Origin of the sequence: Actinoplanes sp. NPDC049548 (genome assembly GCF_040676695.1) — a bacterium.
Taxonomy (GTDB): domain Bacteria; phylum Actinomycetota; class Actinomycetes; order Mycobacteriales; family Micromonosporaceae; genus Actinoplanes.
Genome location: NZ_JBFAPM010000079.1, coordinates 1 through 1,111, shown reverse-complemented (window position 1 = coordinate 1,111; position 1,111 = coordinate 1). Strand labels below are relative to the sequence as shown.

General features: G+C 71.6%; 1 protein-coding gene. It reads left to right on the top strand.

From position 1 onward, the window contains the following. On the top strand, positions 1–1,111 hold a 1,111-nt coding region (locus AB0J80_RS38535), incomplete at both ends, for a condensation domain-containing protein (RefSeq protein ID WP_364714798.1).

The following is a 1,111-nucleotide window of genomic DNA, read 5'->3' as shown; positions in this document are numbered from 1 at the left end:
CTCGGCGACCTCAGCGACCGGCACGAGAGCCTGCGCACGATCTTCCCGCAGAGCGACGGCGTCGCGGTCCAGCACATCCTCGACGGCCCCGCCGGGCGCCTGCCGCTGACCGTCGTGACCGCGACCGAGGACGAGCTGCCTGCGCTCGTGGCCGAACGCAACGCAGACGGCTTCGACCTGACCACCGAGCTGCCGGTTCGCGCCTGGCTGTTCACCACGACCCCGACCGACCACGTGCTGCTCATCGTCACCCACCACATCGCGGTCGACGGCTGGTCGATGGGCGTTCTCACCCGCGACCTGCAGACCGCGTACGCGGCGCGCACCCGCGGAGAGGCACCCGGCTGGACGCCATTGCCGGTCCAATACGGCGACTACGCCCTGTGGCAGCGGGAAGTCCTCGGCGACCCCGACGATGAGCACAGCATCGTCGGCGGCCAGCTCGGCTACTGGAAACGCACCCTCGCCGGGGCGCCACCCGAGCTGACCCTGCCTCTCGACCGCCCCCGCCCGGCCGCGCCGACCTTCCGCGGCGCCACCGTGCCGATCGAGGTGGGCGCGGACGTCCACGCCGGCCTCCTGCAGGTCGCCCAGCAGGGCCGGGCCACCATGTTCATGGTCGTGCACGCCGCTCTGTCCGCCCTGCTCTCCCGGGTGGGCGCCGGAACCGACATTCCCTTGGGCACGGCCATCGCCGGCCGCAGTGACGCCGCCCTGGACGACCTGCTCGGGTTCTTCATCAACACCCTGGTTCTGCGCGCCGACCTGAGCGGCAACCCCACGTTCGCGGAGATCCTCGACCGGGTCCGGGAGACCGACCTGGCCGCATACGCGCACCAGGACGTGCCCTTCGAGCGGCTGGTCGACGAGCTCAACCCGGTCCGCTCGCTCAGCCGCAACCCGCTGTACCAGATCAGCTTCGCTCTGCTCAACGCCGACGGGAACGACACCCGCTGGCGGCTGCCCGGCCTGCACGCCGGCCCGTACGACGCTCTGCCCGGCCTGGCCGCCCGCGACGACCTCTCCTTCGATCTGGTCGAGCGGCGGGAGTCCGATGGGAGTCCGGCTGGGTTGGTGGGCGGGATTCTGTTTGCGACGGATCTGTTCGACG